Origin of the sequence: Listeria valentina (assembly GCF_011800755.1) — a bacterium.
GTDB classification, from domain to species: Bacteria; Bacillota; Bacilli; order Lactobacillales; family Listeriaceae; genus Listeria; species Listeria valentina.
Window position 1 is genome coordinate 54,041 of the sequence record NZ_JAATJW010000004.1, and the last position, 21,155, is coordinate 75,195.

The window sequence follows — 21,155 nt, forward strand, 5'->3', positions numbered from 1 at the left end:
TTTTTACTAATTTTCACGATGATCGAACTTTGCTTTATCAAGTGGAACCATTTTTGTTTTTCTTGCAAGTTTATAAGATAACCAGAAAATCAAGAAAACTGGTAAGCCGATGTAAGAAATACCAATTTTTTGCCACCAAGCGGGGTTCGTGAAATCAGGATTTAAGAAAGACTGATAATCTTGTCCGATAATGACAAGGATACATAAGATTAGCGCAAGAATTGGTCCGAATGGGAAGAATTTCGCGCGATATTTTAATTCGCTTAAATCATGACCTTGTTTTAAAAAGGCTTTCCGGAATCGGTAATGGCTGATCGCAATCCCGACCCAAGCAATGAAGCCTGTTAATCCAGAAGCGCTCAACAACCATGTATAGATAATCGTGCCATTTTCACTTAGCGTTGTGACGAAAGTAAGCGCACCGACGATGGTTGTCACAACAAGTGCTGCCATTGGGATACCACGTTTGTTGACTCTAGCCAAGAATTTCGGCGCTTTGCGATCTTTAGCCATGGACCAAAGCATCCGCGTTGATGCGTATAAGCCTGAATTCCCAGCCGACAATACGGACGTCAAAATAACGGCGTTCATAACAGAAGCAGCGAAGGCAAGACCAGCTTTTTCAAATACAAGGGTGAATGGGCTGATTGCAACATCTGTCGCTTCGCCACCTAGTAAGTTTGGACTTGTATAAGGAATAATTAATCCGATAACGAAAATAGCAAAGATGTAAAATAACAAAATTCGCCAGAAAACTTGCTTGATTGCTTTTGGCACACTTTTTTCAGGCGTGGCACTTTCACCAGCCGCAATTCCGACAAGCTCGGTTCCTTGGAAGGAAAATCCAGCAATGAGGAAGGTTCCTAAAATCGCAAAGAATCCACCTTTAAAGGGTGCTTCCCCAAACGTAAAGTTTTTAAAGCCGATAAACTGACCACCAAGAATGCCGAAGATGGTAAGGACACCGATGATAAGGAAAACGATAACGGTTGCCACTTTGATAATCGAGAACCAGTATTCACTTTCACCGTATGCGCGAACGGAAAGAGCATTCAATCCGAAAATCAAAACTAGGAAAACTGTGCTCCATAACCATGCAGGGGTATGAGGGAACCAGAACTGGACGATAATGGCTGCAGTTGAGATGTCAACGGCAAGCGTAATGGCCCAGTTGAACCAGTAGTTCCAACCGAGTGCAAAACCAAAAGCAGGATCAACAAAGCGAGTGGCGTAGGTGCTAAAAGAGCCGGATACAGGCATATAAGTGGCCATTTCTCCAAGACTTGTCATCAAGAAGAAAACCATTAATCCAATAGCAATATAGGCGACAAGCGCCCCACCCGGCCCCGCTGTTGCGATCGCATTTCCGCTTGCGAGGAAAAGCCCCGTTCCGATTGAACCGCCAATTGCGATCATCGATAAATGTCGTGTTTTGAGCGAGCGTTTCACGTCGCCATTTTCATTTTTACTCATCAATCAAACTCTCCTTTTTTGTGTCGATTATTCATGCACTTTAAAGGATATTAGTCAATAAAAAAACCACTCGCTTCGCTATCAGAAGAGAGTGGATCGAATTTTAATTAACGTCAATTCATCCTTGTCAGATAGCGCACCTACTAAAATGACTGTTTTAGTAGCAGTCCAGCCGCTTTCGCTAACTGTCCCAGCAAAATGAATCGCAAAAATCCATTTCACTTCGGCAACTTTCCTGTTCGGTTTTTGTCACTGGCGTTTCGCGCGCCTCGAAAAACTTACTTGTGATTGCTGCAACCTCTACCTCACCAAACGCGGATGAGGATTTGTGTTTCAATTGTAAAAGTTCCTTTTCAATAGTAAAGCAAATACGGCAAGAAAGCAACCCCCTTTTATAAAAAACAAGATTCGAAAACAAAAACCCTTTTTTCTTGCAAGAAACGAAGGGGTTGACAACGGCGGCAATGCCCCGTAAACTAAAAAGTATAGAAAGTAAGTGTCCAAAAATTTAATCGAGGTGCTTTTGGTGAGTGTAGTAGGATCTTAATTTAGGAACTAAATAGGTAGAAATAAAAATTTTCCTCGTTTCGAGGCTTATTTCTGCTTGCCTAATGAAGATGCCAACACTTTCTAAAAATGAACCTTTTAGAAACTGCAGGGGAATCTGTGGTTTTTTTGTGCTTAAGGACGCTTAAAGGTGTCTTCCTTCTTGAAAGGAGAACGCGAAATGAATACTCTTACTTTTGATAAATTAGAATACCCAGAACTTACTCGTGAACTAGCTGAAAACTGTGTCAGTGATGCGGCAAAAGAGAAAGCGCGAGGATTAAAACCTTATAAAAATAAACGAACGATTGAAGCTAAGCTAGAAGAAACAAGTGAAGCGCGAAAAATTTTGGATAGCGGACAGAATTTGCCTTTATTTGGTGTTAGTAAAATGAAACAAACGCTCACAAAACTAGAAAAAAGCTTTGAGATGATACCTTCGGAATTAATGGAAATTGCCGATTTTCTGCGGAGCACAAGGCGAATCAAGCAATTTCTCGAAAAAAATAGTGGAATTGCTCCGATGCTTGCTGAATTTGCGCAAAGCATTCAAAGCTTCATCGAGATTGAAGATGCGATCAGTCAAGCGATTCGTAATGGAGAAGTGGATAATGCTGCAAGTGCGAACTTGCGGAAAACGAGGAAGTTGCTGGAGGAAAATCAAGCGAAAACGGCTGAACGTTTGGATAAATTCATGAAGAATCCGGAAAACAAATCCTATATTCAAGAATTCTTTGTGACGCGTAAGAACGATCGCGATACGATTCCGATCAAGGCAAGTTTTCAAAAATTTGTTCGCGGAACGGTGATCGAAGTTTCAAGTAAAGGGACGACGGTTTTTATTGAACCGGAAACGATTGCGAAGCTAAGTGCGATTCGAGCCAATTTAAAAGCAGAAGAGCAAGCGGAAATTTATCAAATTTTGGCGGCACTTTCTGGCGCCGTTCTTGCTGAAATGGATGGAATCAAGCATAACTTGGAAGTGCTCACGGAATTTGATTTTATCTTTGCTAAGGGTAAGCTTTCAAGGCAAATGGAAGCAACAAGGCCATTTGTGAATGAAAGAGGCCAAATCAAATTGAAACAAGCGAAACATCCGTTTCTTGCCATGAAAGCTGCAGTTCCTCTTGATTTTTCGATAGGCGAAGATTATCGTGGTTTGATCATTACGGGGCCGAACGCGGGCGGAAAGACGGTTGTGCTGAAAACGGTTGGGCTACTTACGCTAATGATGATGGCGGGGCTCCACATTCCAGCGGCTGAGCGCTCTGAGCTTGCGATTTTTGAGCGCGTTTTTGCGGATATCGGCGACAATCAAAGCTTAGAAAATGCGCTGAGTACTTTTTCGTCACATATGCAAAATGCCGGGCAAATCCTAGCGCAAGTGAATGAAAAAACGCTTGTTTTATTTGATGAAATTGGTAGCGGAACGGAGCCAAATGAAGGTGCCGCACTCGCCGTTGCGATTTTAGAGGAATGTTACCGGCGCGGGGGAATAACGGTTGCTTCGACACACTATGAAGCAATTAAGCGTTACGGCGGTGCGCATCCAGACTTTATCAATGCGAGAATGGCATTTGATGCAGAGACGCTTGCACCGAAATATCGGCTGATTATCGGTGAATCTGGTGAAAGCAATGCGCTTTATATTGCCGAAAAAATGAATATTGATCGTAAAGTTTTGCAAAAAGCTCAGTATTACATGAAAAAACCAGATTATGCACTTGAAAAACTAAGCTTTCAGTCGAAAAATGCGCCGCATGAAGCCAAAGAAACGAGTCAGCTGTCGTTTGAAAAAGGCGACCGAGTTCGTTTGCTTGAAACGGATGAAACCGGCCTTGTCTTTAGCAGCGACCAAGGTGAAGTGATCGTTTATGTGGATGGCGAGAAACGAAAAATTTTGCCTCGTCGATTGAGTTTGCTTGCGTCTCGGGTAGAACTTTATCCGGCAGATTATGACTTAAATCAGTTATTTACAAGCTTCCAAGAAAGAAAAGAACAGCATGATTTTGAGCGGGGTTCAAAAAAAGCTTTGCGGCGTGTTCAAAAAGAAATCAAAAAGTCACTCGATTCTGAGTGACTTTTTGGCTTTGGTTGAAGAAAATAACTCACGAGCTTTATTTTTTTAGTTGGGCCACGATAAAGTATAAAATCTAATTTAGAATGACTGAAGAATCAAAAATCATATCCGATTTTTGATTCTAAAAGAGTAAAGTTCGCATTAGCTATTAATATATGTAATAATAAATATTAATATTTACTATTTTTATTAATAATAAAACTCCCTTATACTTAAAGAAAAACGGAAACCAAAGGATTGAAGGGGGAAAACAATGATTTTCACGAAAAAAAGTTTTTGGATTGCGGCAGTAACAACACTTATTTGTTCACTTGCCGGCAAATATTTAGCACTGGTTCCAGGTTTTAGTTTAGTTGGTGCGCTGGTTATCGCACTGCTCTGCGGGATGTTATTTCAAACGGCTAGTCCGGTTATTTATGCAAGCGTAGAGGGAATTGGCTTTATTTCAAACAAATTCTTACGTTTAGGAATTATTTTACTAGGATTTCGACTTAATTTATATACACTGGCCGAATCAGGTGTAAAAACGATTTTTTTAGCACTTATAGTCGTTACAGGAACGATTTTGCTCACTTACTGGCTTTGCCGAGTTTTCCATGTCGAAGAGCGCTTAGCCATTTTGACAGCAAGCGGATGTGGGATTTGCGGAGCCGCTGCTGTGATGGGCGTTTCGCCGCAAGTAAAGGCGGATAAAGATGATGCCGTTCTCGCGGTTGCCGTTGTTTGTATCATGGGAACAGTTTTTACGCTCATTGAAATTGGTTTGAAACCGCTGCTAGGTTTTTCTGATGGACAATTTGGTGTAATGGCAGGCGCTTCGCTTCATGAAATTGCCCATGCAGTTGCTGCTGGTGGTTCGGCAGGAATGGCGGGCTTAGATGCTGCAATCATCACGAAATTATCACGTGTGATCTTGCTTGCACCTGCTGCTCTTTTTATCGGCATCTGGTATACGCGCCGCTCTGCTGGAAAAGGCGAACCAAAAGGAAAACTACCGATTCCATGGTTTATGGCGGGCTTTTTACTTTCGAGTGCGATCGGAAGCTTCTTACCGATCTCGCAAGCTTTGATCGATGGACTTGTGAGCCTTGCTTATCTATTCCTAGGTATGGCAATGGCAGCGCTTGGTATGAGCGTGAACTTTAAAGTGATCGCAGAACGCGGCGGTAAAGTTTTTCTTGCAGCAGGAATCAGTTCGGCCGTATTACTTGGCTTTACAATGCTTGCGAGTAAACTGTTCTTTTAGAAAGGAGAATGGCGCTTGTTCCAATTATTAGAAACCTTTATTGCCGTTTATGAAACGAATAGTTTTACAAAAGCCGCAAATGCACTTTACATTTCGCAGCCTACGATTTCCGTGCATATTGAAAAACTGGAAAAAGAACTAGATGTGAAATTATTTGAGCGAAATGCACGTAATCGGATTGAAAAAACAGAAGCCGCTACCTTATTCTATGAAAAGGCGAAACAAATCTTAAATGGGTGGGAAAGCGGTAAAGAGGAACTTGCAGCTCTTTCTGGTAAGGCAAGAAGGAAGTACACGATTGCTGCTTCCCAAACGATCGGAGGCTATTTGCTGCCGCAAATCATGGCTGAACTTGGAACGCTTTATCCGGAAATCAACTTCGAAATTTTGCTTGATAATTCGACAAATGTCTACAAGGCTGTGCATATGCTTGAAGCAGATCTCGGCCTTGTTGAAACGCCAGAAGTGTATCCAGATATGAACCGAACCGTTTTTATGAATGATCCGCTTGTCATCTTAGGAGATCCGAAGTTAGACCACTGGATTTTTCGTGAAGAAGGTTCAGGCATTCGTCAGTATACCGAGCTTTACTTGAAAGAACAGCAAATTTTACCAGAAGAAAAAATGATCGCGAGCAGCAATGCTTTGATTTTGGAGCTTGTGAAGCAAGGAATGGGACGCACACTTCAATCGGCTCGAGTTGCCGAAAAACTAGCTCTACCAGTGCAAAAAACAGATTTGATTCGTCCGCTTTATTTGATTTTGCCAAAAGCAGATAGCGGAAAAAACGCCAAAATGGCGCAGTCGATCTTTGAACTGTTAGTGAAATTAGGCGAGCTTTAAATAAAAAAATCATGAGAAACTGGTAAAAAAATGTTTATATTGGTCCGCCTCAAGGGAAAATGTAGTAGGATAGTAGGGTGGCTAAAACAAGTTTTTGAGAGGGGATCACAATTTTGGAACAACCTTCTGTGGATGAGCTAAAAGAATGGCGAAATATCATGTTGATGCACCGTTTTGCGCTGGAAGAAGTCAATACTAAGCTGAAAATTCTCAATGAGGAATTTCAATTTTTACATGATTATAATCCAATGGAACATTTAAAGTCGCGCGTGAAATCACTTGAAAGTATCGGCGCGAAGTTAGAGAAAAAGGGCGTGGACATTACACCGGAAAATGCACGCGAGCACGTTTACGATATTGCTGGCATCCGGATTACTTGCTCTTTTGTTTCGGATATTTTTAAAATTGAAGAGATGATTAAGCACCAAGATGACCTTAAGATCTTGCGTGTGAAAGACTATGTTACATACCCGAAAGAAAGCGGCTATCGCAGTCTTCATATGCTTTGCGAAGTGCCGATTTTTCTTACGAATCGCTCTGAGAAAATCATGGTGGAAATTCAGATTCGTACCGTTGCGATGGATTTTTGGGCGAGCCTTGAACACAAAATTTACTATAAATATCAAGATGAAGCGCCTGAATACTTAACGAATGAGCTTCGCGAAGCGGCAGACATTGTGACGCATTTGGATGAAAAAATGAAAAACTTGAATGACGAAATTAATAAGTATAAAAACAAATTGGAAAATGAGTGATTTTATGCGCGAGTTGTTAACTTTGTTAATGATTTGCGCATTTTTGGATTTTCCTGCATAATGTATACAGCATAAAAGGAGGAAACTGGAATTGGAGATCTTTTTATTTGTTTTACTGTTATTGCTTGCTATATTAGTATCCAATTTACTCAACCGCTTCGTCCCGGTTGTATCTGTCCCGCTAATTCAAATTGGGCTGGGGATTTTAATTGCACTTTTACCACTCGGATTTGAACTTGAATTAAATCCGGAATTGTTTTTGCTATTATTCATTGCTCCCTTGCTCTTTAATGATGGTAAACGGACAGACAAGAAAGCTTTGTGGCAACTTCGTGTCCCAATTTTACTTCTGGCACTTGGACTCGTCTTCATTACTGTACTCGTGATCGGGTATTTTGTGAATTGGATGATTCCGACGATTCCACTTGCAGCAGCTTTTGCCCTTGCGGCGGCATTAGCCCCAACAGATGCTGTTGCGGTGAGTTCGCTTTCCGGACGAATTACTTTACCGAAACGAGTGATGAGTTTACTTGAAGGTGAATCTTTGATTAATGACGCATCGGGTCTTGTGTCCTTCCAATTTGCGATTGCAGCAATGGTAACAGGGACCTTTAGTTTGTTGAATGCGTCTTGGAGTTTTCTTGTCATCGCGATTGGAGGAGCACTTGTCGGACTGATCTTAACTTTACTCAAGTTTCAACTTTTGAAGTGGGTCAGGGGACTTGGAATGGAAGACGTTACCTTCCACATGTTAATTGAAATTTTAACCCCATTTGTGATTTATTTAGCAGCAGAGGAATTACACGTGTCTGGAATCCTTGCTGTTGTCGCAGCTGGCATAATGCACGCCGTTGAACGGAAACGACTAGATCCACAACTTGTGAAACTGAGCGTGGTTTCGAAAAGTACATGGTCCGTTATTATTTTCGTTTTAAACGGTTTAGTTTTCTTGATTTTAGGTACACAACTTCCATCTATTGCGAGAGTAGTTTGGGAAGACTCGGGGATTAGTAACACTCAAGTGCTGATTTATACATTCTTTATCACGCTTGCCCTTATTCTCTTGCGCTTTTTCTGGGTCAGCGGTTTATGGATGTTCGATTGGCTATTTAAAAGTGATAAATCGAAAAAACAACGGCCTTCTATTCGAGCGTCCGTCTTGACTAGTTTATCTGGTGTTCGGGGAGCCGTTACACTGGCAACAGCCCTTTCTATTCCTTTTTTCCTCGACAATGGCGATATGTTTCCACAGCGGGCATTAATTATTTTCATGGCATCGGGCGTGATTTTATTCACACTACTAATTGCAACGTTTATCTTGCCGATTCTTGCCAGAGGGAATGAAGCAGATCTCGGGAATGAACGAGCGGAGCGAGCTACGCAAATTTGGGTTTTGCGGAACGTCAAACGGGAATTGCAAAATCAAATTACGCCGGATAATAAGGCGGCAACGGAAATGGTGATTCGTAACTATCGTCGCCGGATTCAGGAATTACAGCAGGGAGGGAACTCGCAAAAACGCGATATGACGCAAGCGGAAAAAGCGAAGCGTCTTGAGATTATTTCGTGGGAGCATGAATACACGCAAGAACTCCTAGCGGGTGGGAAAATTAGTGCAGAAACAGCTTACAGGTATGGCAGCTTCCTAAACATGATGGAAAGTGCTTTAAAACAAAAGTTCAAAGCAAAAATCAGGAATTTGGTAGTATTTGGAAGGCGATTACTCCATATTTTGATACATCCAAAACGGTTACGTGAGATAAAATCAAAAGTGCGTGAACAGCATCCTGAACGTGCAAAAGCCTTTAAAGAAATTCGCTTTGTACGGGTAGAAAATGAAAAAATGGTGATCCGGAAGTTAAAAGCACAAATGAATCAAGAGAACATGGATCTACTGCTTCCGCTTTTAAATGAACAAAAAGAACAATTGGAACGCCTTACAACAGAGCGCGTACGTCCAAGTTCGCGAGAAAAATTCGAACAAAAAGTGCATGAAGTGGAACTTTCGGGCATTCAAATTGAACGAGATACAATCCAAAGTTTGTTTGAAGAAGGAAAAATTTCACGGGATCTTGCACGGGATATGCGACAAGACTTGAATCTACTTGAAACATACACAATCGAAGAAGATTTAGTTTAACTCAAAAAAGCTTAAAAGTGCCATTCGAAATGCGCTTTTAAGCTTTTTTTATAGTTTAAGTCACAGTTTAAAGAAATTTTGAAAAGTGTCTTGATGTGTGATTTTAAATGTTGTATAATGATTCTTGCTTTAAGTAAACCTGGTGTTTATAAATACTAAACAAGTGCGTTTTGAAGTTTACTTTTATTAAACTTTGAGAAAGGAAGATAAGATGGAAATCGGCAATCGCATTAAGAATTTACGACTTAGTAAAAACCTGACACAAGAAGAACTTGGTGAGCGAACAGATTTATCGAAAGGTTACATTTCGCAACTTGAACGGGATTTAAGTTCGCCGTCGATCGAAACTCTGTTTTCAATTCTTGAAGTGCTGGGTTCTACTCCAAAAGAATTTTTTGACGAAGAAGAAGGCAAACAAAAAGTCATATATGAACAGGCAGAGCGGATTTTTTTTGAAGATGAGGAAAAGGGGTATCATATTGAGTGGCTTGTCCCCGAATCGAATGAAAAAGAAATGGAACCTGTTTTACTTGAAATAGATTCACAAGGCGGTTTTAAAAAATTTGAGCCCTCGCTTTCAGAAACCTTTGCTTATGTGTTAACAGGAGAAGTCAAGGTGTGTTTGGGTGAAGAAAGTTACACGGCCAAAGCAAATGAAACCATTTATTTTCATGCCTCAAACCGCCATCAAATTATTAACCAAACAAATGAAAAAGCAGTGCTCATCTTAGTGGCGACAGAATCGTATTTATAGAAGGGGAGGAAGACAAGTGACAGAATCCATTATTCATTTTAACGGCGTCACGAAACAGTTTGATGATGATGAACCCGTTTTGAAAAATGTAAGTTTTGAAATTGAAAAAGGGAAATTTTACACTTTGCTTGGGCCATCTGGTTGCGGGAAAACAACGATTTTGCGTTTGATTGCGGGTTTTTTAGAAGCAACAGAAGGCGATATTTATCTGGATGGGAAGAAAATCAATACCGTACCAGCCAATAAGCGACCAGTCAATACCGTTTTCCAAGATTATGCGTTATTTCCACATTTAAATGTATTTGAAAACGTAGCATTCGGTCTTCGAATCAAAAAACTAAATAAAAGGGTTATTGATGAAAAAGTGCAAGAAGCGCTGCGGTTTGTTAATTTATCTGGTTATGAAAAACGAGAAATCAGTGAAATGTCAGGTGGGCAAAGGCAACGGGTAGCCATTGCACGGGCAATCGTAAATGAACCCGAAGTTATTCTTTTGGATGAGCCGCTTTCCGCACTGGATTTAAAACTAAGGACCGAAATGCAGTACGAACTTCGCGACCTTCAAAAACGGTTAGGAATTACCTTTATTTTTGTGACGCATGATCAAGAAGAAGCACTTGCGATGAGTGATGAAATTTTTGTATTAAATAAAGGTGAAATTCAACAAAGCGGTTCGCCAATCGACATTTACGATGAACCGATTAACCGTTTTGTTGCTGATTTTATTGGGGAATCAAACATCGTCTCTGGGAAGATGATTCAAGATTTTGAAGTGGAATTTGTTAATCGTCGTTTTGAATGTGTCGACCAAGGCTTTAATGAAAATGAAACCGTTGAAGTGGTGATTCGTCCAGAAGATCTTGAAATTACGGCGGCTGACAAAGGAAAGCTACAGGTAGAAGTCGATTGGGTATTATTCCGTGGTGTGCATTATGAAATGGGTTGTATCGATATTGATGGTAACGAATGGCTCGTCCATACAACCAAAAAAGCCAAAATCGGTGATAAAATCGGCCTTGCTTTTGATGCCGAAGCGATTCACGTCATGCGACTCGGAGAAACAGAAGAAGAATTTGACAAGCGCTTAGAAAGCTACGAAGAGGCGTAAGCGAATGACTAGAAAAGCAAGAAATTTATATCTCGTTCCTTATATTCTTTGGATTGTCTTATTTGTCGTTGCGCCGATTTTATTGATCGTTTATTATTCGTTTTTTGATGTCGATGGAAATTTTACATTTAGCAACTATCAGCATTTTTTCACACCCGTTTATTTGAAAATGACATTGAGTTCATTTTGGTACGCTTTTTTAATCACTTTGTTCACCTTACTCATTTCCTATCCGACCGCTTATTTGCTGACGAAATTAAAACATAAGCAGCTGTGGCTTTTGCTGATCATTTTACCAACTTGGATTAACCTTTTGCTTAAAGCTTACGCATTTATTGGGATTTTTGGTACGTACGGGGCGGCTAATCAATTTTTGGATTTAGTCGGAATCGGACAGCAGCAAATTCTTTTTACCGATTTTAGCTTTTTGTTCGTATCGACGTACATTTTCATCCCCTTCATGATTTTGCCGATCTTTAATGCGATCGAAGAAATTAATCCGTCGCTCATTCAAGCTTCTCGCGACCTTGGAGCATCCAATTTTACAACATTTCGCCGAGTGATTTTCCCGCTAACCGCAGATGGTGTGAAATCAGGGTGCCAAGCGGTCTTCATTCCGGCACTTTCGCTCTTTATGATTACGCGTTTGATCGCAGGAAACCGTGTGATTACACTTGGGACAGCCATCGAAGAGCATTTCCTCGTGACGCAAGACTGGGGAATGGGCTCAACTATCGGCGTTTTCTTGATTATCGCGATGATCATCATTATGTTTCTAACCGGAACTAAACGGAGAAAGGGGGCTAAAAAATGAAAAAACGAAAATGGAGCCATCTCTATCTCATTTTTATTTTTATCGTACTTTATGCCCCGATTTTTTATTTGATGTTTTATTCGTTCAATTCAAGCGGAACGATGCACGGCTTTGGAGGTTTTACGCTTGACTATTACCGTGAAGTTTTCGCAGATACACGCTTACTCGTGATCGTTTTAAACACCTTTGTGATTGCGCTACTTTCTTCAGTAATTGCAACAGCGATCGGAATTTGCGGAGCATTAGCCATTCGTTTTATGCCAAAACCCGTAGGCAAGAATTCACTACTAAGCCTGAACAATGTTTTGATCGTCAGCCCTGATGTGATTATCGGTGCAAGCTTCTTGATTTTCTTCACCATTCTTGGATTAAAACTCGGCTTTACATCCGTGCTAGTTTCACACATCGCCTTCAGCATTCCGATCGTTGTGCTCATGGTGCTGCCGAAACTCCAAGAAATGAGCCCGACTTTGATTGACGCCGCGCGGGACTTAGGCGCGAGCCAGGGGCAAGTCTTATCAAAAGTGATTTTACCTTACATTGCTCCAGGCGTTCTCGCAGGCTTTTTTATGGCGCTCACTTATTCATTAGATGATTTTGCCGTTACATTTTTTGTGACAGGAAACGGTTTTTCGACTTTATCCGTTGAAATTTACTCACGGGCACGCCAGGGCATATCCTTGTCAATTAATGCCCTGTCAACCCTGATCTTCCTGTTCACGATTCTCCTTGTGATCGGCTATTACTTCATCAACCGTAAAAATACAAGCAAAACCACAAGAACGGGGGCGAATAAACGATGAAATCATTGCTTAAAATTTTCATCCCAGTGATTCTCCTTGCCCTCGTCATGATGCTTCTTGCACATTTTATGAATCGCGAAGAAGGCTACGCCGGAGGAAATACATTAACGATTTACAATTGGGGCGATTACATTGACCCGAGTTTAATCAAGAAATTTGAAAAAGAAAGTGGCATGAAAGTCATCTATCAAACCTTCGATTCCAATGAAGCAATGATGACAAAGATTGAGCAAGGTGGAACGACTTTTGACGTGGCAGTTCCAAGTGACTATGCCATCAACAAAATGAAACAAGAACACCTTTTGATTCCGCTTGACCATAATAAACTGCCTAATGCTAAATATATTGATTCGCGGTTTATGGATTTGTCATTCGATGAAGGCAATAAATACTCGATGCCGTATTTTTGGGGAACACTTGGGATCATTTACAATAAAAAACAATTTCCGAATAAAGACTTTTCCACGTGGGATGCGCTTTGGGATCAAGATTTGAAAAACCAAATTCTATTGATTGATGGCGCACGAGAAGTCATGGGGATCGGGCTTAATAGCCTTGGATACTCTTTGAATGATACGAATGAAGCGCATCTAAATGAGGCGCTTCGCAAGCTTAAAAAGATGACACCAAACGTAAAGGCAATTGTTGGTGATGAAATTAAGCTTCTCATGGCTGATGGTGAAGCGGGCGTTGCCGTTACATTTTCCGGGGAGGCCTCTGAAATGCTCAGTGCGAATAAGGACCTCGATTATGTCATTCCAAAGCAAGGATCGAATCTTTGGTTCGACAACATGGTCATCCCGAAAACCGCGAATAACGTGGACGGAGCGCATGCTTTTATCAACTTCATGTTAAAGCCAGAAAACGCAGCTAAAAACGCAGAATATGTAGGCTATTCAACGCCCAATCTAGCAGCAGAAAAACTTTTGCCAAAAGACATTTCAAGCGATAAACGATTTTATCCCAACTTAGACGAGCTGCATAATTTAGAAGTCTATGATAACCTTGGAAAACGCATGCTCGCACACTATAACGAACTTTTCCTTGAATTTAAAATGTATCGCAAATAAATAGCTAGGCGCGCAGCAGGCGCCTAGCTATTTTTGAAGTTATTTTTGCACAAGCTCAGCCAGTTTCAAGGTTGTATTGGCGTTGCGAATCGTAATAGATTGGTATGCGCTTGTCTTTACGATTCTTGACCAACGTGATCTTGAAAAGGTTTTAAGCGGCGCGGACCAAAAAATGAATTGACCGTGTATGCTGATTTTTTCGTATTCAGGTTTGATCTCGCCGATTTGTTCAGCAATCTCAGCAGGCGTTGCTGGCGGAATGACAATGATTGTGTTGTGCTTTGAATCCGGATCGTTATTCCACCAGTCAGGCGCGTAAGAGAGCGATTCAACCAGTTCTTCACCAATAACCAGTGTCACAGGAATTTCGAGTGAAAAATCGGCTAAAATCAGTTCTTCTAAGTGACTTTTCAATTGTTCCACGTCGTCTTGGTCAGAGGAAAATAAAATGTTGCCACTATTAATATAAGTGGTCACATCTGAAAAAGATCGAGCTCTAAACGACTCCTTTAATTCCGCCATGGAAAGTTTATTTTTTCCACCAACGTTAACACCACGCAAAAGAGCGATATAGCGCATTTTAACTCCACCTTTCGAATTTTGCTCCATTATACTATAAATAAAATCGGAAAGGCAGTCATTTGTTGTTTTTAGGCAGGCGCGTCTGAAAGTGTCCACTGGATTTGACCGACATAAGGGCTGCCTACCCGAGCCAAACCTGGGGGAACTTGAATAAAGGGTCCTTCGTTTTTAGCCCAAGAAACAGAATAATAATCATTTAGTCCATCACCTTTCCCAGAAAAGACAACCGTATCCCCAGTTGTATTAATCAATTTGTCGGGCTGTCCGCTTTCTTTGTAAAGTAAGCTATTCGCCAAGACTTGGTTTTTCTGATTCGTGAATGGAGCAAGTAGTTTTGCCTTCACTTGCCAATTATTCGGTTTAATACGTGAATCTTCAACGGAAATTTGCCAATTTGGATCTTTTCGGTTGATCGAAACGGGTTGACTTGAAACTTTTCCACCATCAAATTCAAGTGTCGCTGGGACATCATGAAATTGTAGCAGTCCCCGTTTGACCGCAACATTGGCGGAGGATTTATTTTCAAAAACTTCTGGGTCCCAGCCTCCGGATAGTGTTAAAGCGGTTTGAATCCCGTTTTTTCCTTCTTCTAGTGATACAGGCGAGATAGTAGATACATTAAAACTTAATTTAACTGGCTGGTTCAATCCCTGTAAAGCAGGTGAGTTACCGCCTGGCATATGAACTTCGTAGCCATTTTCTATGGGGGAAACAGTGTTTGAGACATCATCACCATTAAGCTTGAAAGATTTGGGATCGATCGCTAGTTTTCCCTTTAGTTCAGGTGATAATGTGAATGATGCATAAAACACTTCGAAATAGTCTTGGAATTTAGGATAGTTATAAGCCGTGATACCTGGATAAAATGGAGCGCCTTTTCCTTCAATGTCGGCTTCCAATGTGAAGGTGTCACCGACTTCCCCTTTGATAGTATCGGTTTTGGGATCAACGTTTTCTGGATTCGCTGATTTAAAAGAAGTAAGTGTTTGAAAATCTAATCGGAATCCGGCAATCGAATAACCAAGAATATCTGGATCGTTGATGCTAGCCTTAGAAGGCGGATTCGGATTATCAATTTGAACCGTATAAGCAGCAGGATGATCTGGTACGGTGATTGCGAAATTGTCATCAGGTAAACCATCATAAATCAATTTGCCATCTGAATCCCAAATTGTATAACGGTGTTCTTTTGAAAGTCTTGGTCTAATTACTGGATCTGCCCCAAATTTATTTATCTCTCCAATTTTGAGGGATTGTGGTGCCGTTAGAGAAAAGAGATAAAGTTTTGTTCCAGGCTGTGCTGGAACAGTAGAGTAACCAGATGCGACAGTCATATAGTCATTAAAAAGTGAAAGTTCGTAAACCTTAGTATTGTTTGGATAATCAACATGGAATAAATTATTTGCAAGTGGTTGCAAATTCGGTGGATTATCACTTTTAAGAAGGGGCAAGATTTCGGGATTAATAACACTTAGTTCATTGTCACTCAAGCTAAAAGCTAAATCCCCATATTTTTTAGTTTGTGCTGCAAAATAGTTAGCAAAGTCATCAATAGGGCCAATCAACGCATTATGAGACAAGTTACATACTCTAAGATCCAATGTGACGATGGATTTTGGAATAGGTCCTGTAAGATGATTGAAGCTCACATTAAGTCCCGTAAGTCCCTTTATGGTAGAGATTGAAGCCGGTATGTGACCAGTTAGTTGATTGTGGTGAAGATAAAGTGAATTGAGATTTTTTAATGAGATAATCGAGCTCGGGATGGGTCCGGTTAATTTGTTTTGACTAAGATAAAGTCGCTCTAAGGTTGTCGCATTACCAACATTAGAGGGAATTGGTCCTGTGATATTATTGCTAGTTATGAGGATTTCTTTTATATTAGGTAAATTAAAGATGCTTGCAGGAATGTTACCCGATACTCCAATCGTACGAAGTGATAAGGATTGTAAATTTTTTAGCTCACCAATACTTTCAGGAATCGTTCCAGATAATCTTTGATTCCATAAAGTGAGGTTTGTTAAATTAGTTAAATATTTGATCCCATCCGGTATTGTTCCTGTTAATTGCAAATATGGATCAGTAAGGTTAATCGTTTGGATTTTCTTTAAATCTGTGAAAGTCAAATTAGTTCCAATTGTTTTAGGGGAAAGTTGATTATTCACTTCTTTAATTAGCCAATTTTGGTTATCAAAATCTGCAGGTTGAACAACGTCACCGGCAAGGGGGACTGAACGGCTTTCTAGCTTAGGGACTTGTGCTTCTTGGTTATTTGGAAAAAGAGTGTCACTCGCACTTCCCGCGGATGCTTTAACTGTGAGTGGCGCTGAATGAACGACTTGTTGATTTCTCAGTGTCTTGGCTGTTAAAGAATAATTGCCGGGTTGTAGAATTTTAAAAGTTAAAGTAGCTTTTTTCTCTTTGGTGTTAGGCCAGTCAATGATTAACTGCCCATTTTGCTCATCTTTTGTCACGACAGCATTCGTTTCGCTTACAGAAAGGTACGAAAGGTTACCGTTTATTGGTAGCATAACTTTTGTATCTGCCGGATTTTTGTCTTGAATCGTCACCCGCAAAAACTGATCTGTTGAAAGTGAGGTTTCCTCAGTTGTTAAATTTAAATCTGCCACTTGAGTATCTGCTGCTTGAAGTTTTGGTGTCATGAAAAAAGATAGTGCGACAAGAATAACTCCAACTCCTGCAAGAACAAGTAGTTTTGTTTTTAAATATTTCATGTTGCTCCCCCTTTGATGAAAGATGAATTTGTAAAAAATGTTAATAAAATAGAATTTTTTTCAGATGAGTCTTTGACACCCGATTTTATGGTTTTTCAAAAAGCTCTTCACGTTAATATCCTATCAGAATAAGCTTGAGGAAGAATGGTACTTTGTCGCGCGAAGTAAGATAGAAAATGAAATTTGTGTGATGAAAAAGAAAAATATTTTATGAATATTGTAAATTTACAAGTTTACCAAAATGGGCATAAAAAGAGGTTTAAAAACGCTTAATGAGTGGCAATAATTGAAATGTGGAGAAGTTTTGCGTTAAAATATGAAACGAGCAAAAAAGTAATGGGGGTTACATATATGCCAGCATATTCAATTAATTGGTCCTATGATGGAAAAAAAGGACCTGAACATTGGGGACAAATTTGTTCCGACTTCGAGATTGCGCAATCTGGGAAGAAACAATCACCAATTGATATTCGGACAGAAGATATTAAACCGCTTGAGGGAAAACCACTTGAAACAAACTATTCACGGATTCCTTATATAGTAAAACGAGTTGAAAACTCAGTTCATTTTTTTCCACAAGAAATGAATCAAACGCTTGTTTTCCAAAATGAAACGTATCGTTTGGTGGCTTTTCACGCTCACATTCCAAGCGAGCATTTGTTAGATGCAACAGCTTATCCTATTGAGTGGCATTTTGTACATGAAAATACGCGCGGTGAAAAACTAGTATTAGGAGCTTTCATGGATGTTGGAACAAACGTATCGATTGACATGACTGATATACGTCGCGTCTTTCCTGAAGTTTTTAAAGACTTTTCAATTGAACGTGAACTTTCACTTGATATTACGGATTTCTTGCCTGAAGAAAAAGCTTATTTTACTTATGAAGGGTCGCTTACAACACCCCCAACTGTCGAAGGCATTCGTTGGGTTGTTTTGAAAAATAGGCAAACGATTGGACACGTTGCACATCGAGCGCTCGAAAAAGTGATTGGCGGAACAAATCGTCCGGTACAGCCTTTAAATGGCAGAAGCATTCAATTTCACGAATAGAGGCGAAAAACTATGCAAAAGATTTTTGTAGCAGGAAAGTTACTGGGGAAAACGGAAGAAGCATTGAAACAAATGGGTGCCACTTTTTGGTCGGGTACTGGAAAAATCTCTGAAGCGGAACTGAAACATGGAGCAAAAGAAGCAGAGGCTATCATTTGTCCACTTTCTGCTCCTGTAACGAGTGATGTGCTTGCGGCTAGTCCAAACTTAAAAATTGTTGCTAATGTAGGCGCTGGATTCGATAACATTGACGTTCAAAAAGCAAAAGAATTAGGCATCGCTGTGACGAACACCCCAAAAGTCTCCACCGAATCCACAGCAGAACTTTCTTTTGGCTTAATACTTGATGTAATGCGTCGTATTTCAGAAGGTGATCGGCTTCTAAGAACGCATCCAGAAGAATTTAAGGGTTGGGCGCCGACGTTTTTCTTAGGACGGGAATTGCACGGGAAAACGATAGGCATTATCGGACTTGGAAAAATTGGCCAAGCAGTAGCCAAGCGCGCTTTTGCTTTTGGAATGAAGATCATTTATTCTGGACACCATCCAAAAGAAGTTGCACAAAATTGGAACGCGCAATTTGTTTCCCAGGAAGAATTGCTGAAGGAAAGTGATGTTATTTCGGTTCATGCTGCTTATAGCGAAGAACTCTATCATTTATTCCAACGAGAAACCTTCCAACAAATGAAAAACTCAGCTTTTCTAGTAAACGCTTCTCGTGGAAAAGTGGTTGATGAAGCAGCGCTTATTGAAGCGCTAGAGGCGAAGGAAATTGCTGGAGCGGCTTTAGATGTATTTGAATTTGAACCGCAAGTAAGTGAGCGGCTAGGGACACTTGCAAATGTGGTCTTAACGCCGCACATTGGAAATGCCACTGTAGAAACACGTGAAAAAATGGGGGATATGGCTGTCGCAAATGTAAAAGCTGTTTTAGCTGGCGACCCACCTCTTCATTCTGTATACTGAAAGCAAATAAGCGACGGAGAGGCGGGATTAATATGTATGAAAAGGCACTTGAATTTGCAAGAAAAGCACATGTAAGTCAAAAACGAAAAATTACCGGTGAAAAATATTTTTCCCACCCCTTCAATGTTGCTCGAATTTTAAGCGCTGCTGGATTTCCTGAATATGTAGTGGTCGCTGGATTGTTACATGATGTTGTTGAAGATACGGATGTAACACGCGAGGATATCGCAAATGAATTTGGCGAAAAAACTGCCAACCTAGTCATGGCGCATACAGAAGATAAGTCGAAAAGTTGGGAAGAACGGAAGGCTCATACGATTGAAACAGTTCGAGAGGGAAGTCTTGAAGTTAAAGCTTTGATTGTAGCGGACAAGTTGGATAATTTGTCTTCCATTCGCTACGCCATGAGTATGGAAGGAAACCGCGTTTGGAATCACTTTAAACGGGGTTATGATGAACAAAAGTGGTATTATACAGGTGTTTTAGATACGATGACAACTGGGCTTTCTGAAGAAGAAATCCCAGCTTTTTTTACAGCTTATGCAAGACTTGTTCATACGGTTTTTCGGCGTTAATAGACTGCAATTAAGATGAATTTACTAAACCGCCTACCTTACTTGGACTTAAGAGTGAATATAGACTTCGCTGATGGTTATTTGATATAATGTGAAAAAAATAACAATTAGGAGGAGCAACATGTCGATCACGAAACTTTTAGGAATCAAGTACCCAATTATCCAAGGAGCAATGGCTCAAATTGCTAAGGCACCGCTTGTTGCGGCTGTTTCTAATGGCGGTGGGCTTGGTATTATCGCTTCTGGTGGAATGACTGGGGAAGACTTACGGACTGAAATTCGGCAAACAAAGGCATTAACAGATAAGCCGTTTGGCGTTAACTTAATGTTGATGATGAGTAATATTGATGAGTTAACGGAAGTTTTGATGGAAGAACAAGTCAAGATCATCACAACTGGGGCTGGTACGCCGAAAAGTTTTATGCCAGTTTGGAAGGAAGCAGGAATTACCGTGATGCCGGTTGTCCCTTCAGTTATGATTGCTAAGAAGATGGCAAAGCTTGGCGCTGATGCAGTTATTGTGGAAGGAACGGAAGCGGGTGGTCATGTTGGCGAAACGACGACGATGGCCCTTTTGCCGCAAGTTGGAGATGCTGTTGAGATTCCAGTTATTGGCGCGGGCGGAATTGGCGATGGGAGAGGGCTTGTTGCGGCGTTCGCCTTAGGAGCATCAGGTGTACAAGCTGGAACTCGCTTTCTTGCTTCAAAAGAGTGTCCTACGCACCCACGTTTTAAGGAAGCAGTGCTAAAAGCTGGGGATAGAGATACAACGGTGACAGGGCGCAGCGCCGGTTCTCCAGTTCGCTCTATCAAAAATAAAATGATCAAGGAATATTTGCGACTTGAAGCGGAGCACGTTAGTCACGACGAACTGGAAGCCTTGACACTTGGCTCACTTCGCAAAGCTGTGCTGGAAGGTGATACTGAAAACGGTTCGGTGATGGCGGGGCAAATTGCTGGGTTAGTAAAAGAAATAAAGCCTTGCAAGGAAATTATCGAGGAAATGATGAAAGAAGCTCAGGAAACACTGGATTCAATTTCGCTTACATAAAAAAGTCTGGGATGGGCTCCCAGACTTTTTTCTATTGTAGTAGTTTCAGCGATTCACGGTCAAAAGCAGGTAAATCGTCTGGCGTTCTACTTGTTACAAGATTCCGGTCAACGACTACTTCTTCATTTTTCACAGTGGCTCCAGCATTTTTTAAATCCGGGCGAATGGAGGAAAAGCCAGTGACTGTTCTGCCTTTTAGCTTATCCGTTTGTATCAAAAGTTGTGGTCCGTGGCAAATCGCTAAAATAGGTTTGTCGTTCTCTATAAAATAGTCGACAAAATTCACAAAGCGGTCATCGGCACGCAACTGATCAGGTGAAAAACCACCCGGGATAAATAAAGCATCAAAGTCGCTTGGCTTTACATCATCGATTCCTTTATCAATTTTCACAGTGGCTTCGCCTTGCTTACCGGTGACTTGGTTACCGGCTTTTTTTTCAATCGTGATGACTTCGTGACCCGCCTTTTGAAAAGCTTCTGTGGGGTTTGTGAACTCGACATCTTCAAAGAAATTCGTTAGCAAAGTGGCAATTTTTTTTGGCATAAACTAATCCTCTCCTT

General features: G+C 40.8%; 18 protein-coding genes and 1 riboswitch. Of the genes, 14 read left to right on the forward strand and 4 right to left on the reverse strand.

Annotated elements, in window-relative coordinates; all coding sequences use genetic code 11:
• Positions 1-6 precede the first annotated feature (6 nt).
• A complete protein-coding gene (locus HCK02_RS02015; RefSeq protein WP_167628478.1) occupies positions 7-1,473 on the reverse strand; it encodes an amino acid permease in 1,467 nt (488 codons plus the stop codon).
• Between the two features lie 124 nt (positions 1,474-1,597).
• Positions 1,598-1,784: riboswitch (Lysine riboswitch) on the reverse strand.
• Between the two features lie 416 nt (positions 1,785-2,200).
• On the opposite strand from HCK02_RS02015, the gene HCK02_RS02025 reads away from it, so the two are divergent.
• From HCK02_RS02025 to HCK02_RS02070, 10 genes are all read left to right on the forward strand, one after another.
• Positions 2,201-4,099, forward strand: a complete 1,899-nt coding sequence (locus HCK02_RS02025; RefSeq protein WP_167628480.1) for an endonuclease MutS2 — start codon at positions 2,201-2,203, stop codon at positions 4,097-4,099.
• Between the two features lie 253 nt (positions 4,100-4,352).
• The gene (locus HCK02_RS02030; protein WP_167628481.1) at positions 4,353-5,345 is read left to right on the forward strand and encodes a YeiH family protein; all 993 of its coding nucleotides are present in this window, start codon (positions 4,353-4,355) and stop codon (positions 5,343-5,345) included.
• A 15-nt stretch (positions 5,346-5,360) separates the two neighbouring features.
• A complete protein-coding gene (locus tag HCK02_RS02035; protein ID WP_167628482.1) occupies positions 5,361-6,188 on the forward strand; it encodes a LysR family transcriptional regulator in 828 nt (275 codons plus the stop codon).
• Positions 6,189-6,301: 113 nt separating this feature from the next.
• Positions 6,302-6,943 carry a GTP pyrophosphokinase gene (locus tag HCK02_RS02040; RefSeq protein WP_167628483.1) on the forward strand — a complete coding sequence of 214 codons (642 nt, stop codon included), beginning with the start codon at positions 6,302-6,304 and terminating at the stop codon, positions 6,941-6,943.
• Positions 6,944-7,034: 91 nt separating this feature from the next.
• Positions 7,035-9,083: a Na+/H+ antiporter gene (locus tag HCK02_RS02045; protein WP_167628484.1), complete on the forward strand. Its 2,049-nt coding sequence runs from the start codon at positions 7,035-7,037 to the stop codon at positions 9,081-9,083.
• A gap of 211 nt (positions 9,084-9,294) precedes the next feature.
• Positions 9,295-9,837, forward strand: coding sequence for a helix-turn-helix domain-containing protein (locus tag HCK02_RS02050; RefSeq protein WP_167628485.1), 543 nt, complete (start codon positions 9,295-9,297; stop codon positions 9,835-9,837).
• 16 nt (positions 9,838-9,853) lie between these two features.
• Entirely contained in the window at positions 9,854-10,945 is a 1,092-nt protein-coding gene (locus tag HCK02_RS02055) for an ABC transporter ATP-binding protein (RefSeq protein ID WP_167628486.1), read from the forward strand.
• Between the two features lie 4 nt (positions 10,946-10,949).
• Entirely contained in the window at positions 10,950-11,759 is an 810-nt protein-coding gene (locus HCK02_RS02060; protein WP_167628487.1) for an ABC transporter permease, read from the forward strand.
• Positions 11,756-12,562, forward strand: coding sequence for an ABC transporter permease (locus HCK02_RS02065; RefSeq protein ID WP_167628488.1), 807 nt, complete (start codon positions 11,756-11,758; stop codon positions 12,560-12,562). The genes HCK02_RS02060 and HCK02_RS02065 overlap by 4 nt, the downstream gene beginning before the upstream one ends.
• Entirely contained in the window at positions 12,559-13,632 is a 1,074-nt protein-coding gene (locus HCK02_RS02070) for an ABC transporter substrate-binding protein (RefSeq protein WP_167628489.1), read from the forward strand. Before HCK02_RS02065 ends, HCK02_RS02070 begins: the two co-directional genes overlap by 4 nt.
• A gap of 39 nt (positions 13,633-13,671) precedes the next feature.
• Here the strand turns inward: HCK02_RS02070 and HCK02_RS02075 are convergent, their stop codons facing one another.
• Both HCK02_RS02075 and HCK02_RS02080 read right to left on the reverse strand, forming a co-directional pair.
• A complete protein-coding gene (locus tag HCK02_RS02075) occupies positions 13,672-14,211 on the reverse strand; it encodes a DUF1697 domain-containing protein (RefSeq protein ID WP_167628490.1) in 540 nt (179 codons plus the stop codon).
• A 71-nt stretch (positions 14,212-14,282) separates the two neighbouring features.
• A complete protein-coding gene (locus HCK02_RS02080) occupies positions 14,283-16,949 on the reverse strand; it encodes a leucine-rich repeat domain-containing protein (protein WP_167628491.1) in 2,667 nt (888 codons plus the stop codon).
• A gap of 351 nt (positions 16,950-17,300) precedes the next feature.
• Between HCK02_RS02080 and HCK02_RS02085 the strand changes: the two genes are divergently transcribed.
• The 4 genes from HCK02_RS02085 (at position 17,301) to HCK02_RS02100 (ending at position 20,594) form a co-directional block, all read left to right on the forward strand.
• Complete coding sequence (locus tag HCK02_RS02085; protein WP_167628492.1) at positions 17,301-18,002, forward strand: carbonic anhydrase family protein; 702 nt, start codon at positions 17,301-17,303, stop codon at positions 18,000-18,002.
• A 12-nt stretch (positions 18,003-18,014) separates the two neighbouring features.
• Complete coding sequence (locus HCK02_RS02090) at positions 18,015-18,968, forward strand: NAD(P)-dependent oxidoreductase (RefSeq protein WP_167628493.1); 954 nt, start codon at positions 18,015-18,017, stop codon at positions 18,966-18,968.
• Between the two features lie 32 nt (positions 18,969-19,000).
• The gene (locus HCK02_RS02095; RefSeq protein WP_167628494.1) at positions 19,001-19,543 is read left to right on the forward strand and encodes an HD domain-containing protein; all 543 of its coding nucleotides are present in this window, start codon (positions 19,001-19,003) and stop codon (positions 19,541-19,543) included.
• Between the two features lie 121 nt (positions 19,544-19,664).
• Positions 19,665-20,594 (forward strand): nitronate monooxygenase, encoded by a 930-nt coding sequence (locus tag HCK02_RS02100; RefSeq protein WP_167628495.1) that lies wholly within the window; start codon positions 19,665-19,667, stop codon positions 20,592-20,594.
• A gap of 31 nt (positions 20,595-20,625) precedes the next feature.
• Here the strand turns inward: HCK02_RS02100 and HCK02_RS02105 are convergent, their stop codons facing one another.
• Positions 20,626-21,138 carry a type 1 glutamine amidotransferase domain-containing protein gene (locus HCK02_RS02105; protein WP_167628496.1) on the reverse strand — a complete coding sequence of 171 codons (513 nt, stop codon included), beginning with the start codon at positions 21,136-21,138 and terminating at the stop codon, positions 20,626-20,628.
• Positions 21,139-21,155: the final 17 nt, after the last annotated feature.

Excerpts from the sequence above, each read along its gene's own strand:
- HCK02_RS02015 (WP_167628478.1), bottom strand. The coding sequence starts at position 1,473 with ATGAGTAAAAATGAAAATGGCGACGTGAAACGCTCGCTCAAAACACGA.
- HCK02_RS02025 (WP_167628480.1), top strand. The coding sequence starts at position 2,201 with ATGAATACTCTTACTTTTGATAAATTAGAATACCCAGAACTTACTCGT.
- HCK02_RS02030 (WP_167628481.1), top strand. The coding sequence starts at position 4,353 with ATGATTTTCACGAAAAAAAGTTTTTGGATTGCGGCAGTAACAACACTT.
- HCK02_RS02050 (WP_167628485.1), top strand. The coding sequence starts at position 9,295 with ATGGAAATCGGCAATCGCATTAAGAATTTACGACTTAGTAAAAACCTG.
- HCK02_RS02060 (WP_167628487.1), top strand. The coding sequence starts at position 10,950 with ATGACTAGAAAAGCAAGAAATTTATATCTCGTTCCTTATATTCTTTGG.
- HCK02_RS02065 (WP_167628488.1), top strand. The coding sequence starts at position 11,756 with ATGAAAAAACGAAAATGGAGCCATCTCTATCTCATTTTTATTTTTATC.
- HCK02_RS02070 (WP_167628489.1), top strand. The coding sequence starts at position 12,559 with ATGAAATCATTGCTTAAAATTTTCATCCCAGTGATTCTCCTTGCCCTC.
- HCK02_RS02075 (WP_167628490.1), bottom strand. The coding sequence starts at position 14,211 with ATGCGCTATATCGCTCTTTTGCGTGGTGTTAACGTTGGTGGAAAAAAT.
- HCK02_RS02080 (WP_167628491.1), bottom strand. The coding sequence starts at position 16,949 with ATGAAATATTTAAAAACAAAACTACTTGTTCTTGCAGGAGTTGGAGTT.
- HCK02_RS02085 (WP_167628492.1), top strand. The coding sequence starts at position 17,301 with ATGCCAGCATATTCAATTAATTGGTCCTATGATGGAAAAAAAGGACCT.
- HCK02_RS02090 (WP_167628493.1), top strand. The coding sequence starts at position 18,015 with ATGCAAAAGATTTTTGTAGCAGGAAAGTTACTGGGGAAAACGGAAGAA.
- HCK02_RS02095 (WP_167628494.1), top strand. The coding sequence starts at position 19,001 with ATGTATGAAAAGGCACTTGAATTTGCAAGAAAAGCACATGTAAGTCAA.
- HCK02_RS02100 (WP_167628495.1), top strand. The coding sequence starts at position 19,665 with ATGTCGATCACGAAACTTTTAGGAATCAAGTACCCAATTATCCAAGGA.
- HCK02_RS02105 (WP_167628496.1), bottom strand. The coding sequence starts at position 21,138 with ATGCCAAAAAAAATTGCCACTTTGCTAACGAATTTCTTTGAAGATGTC.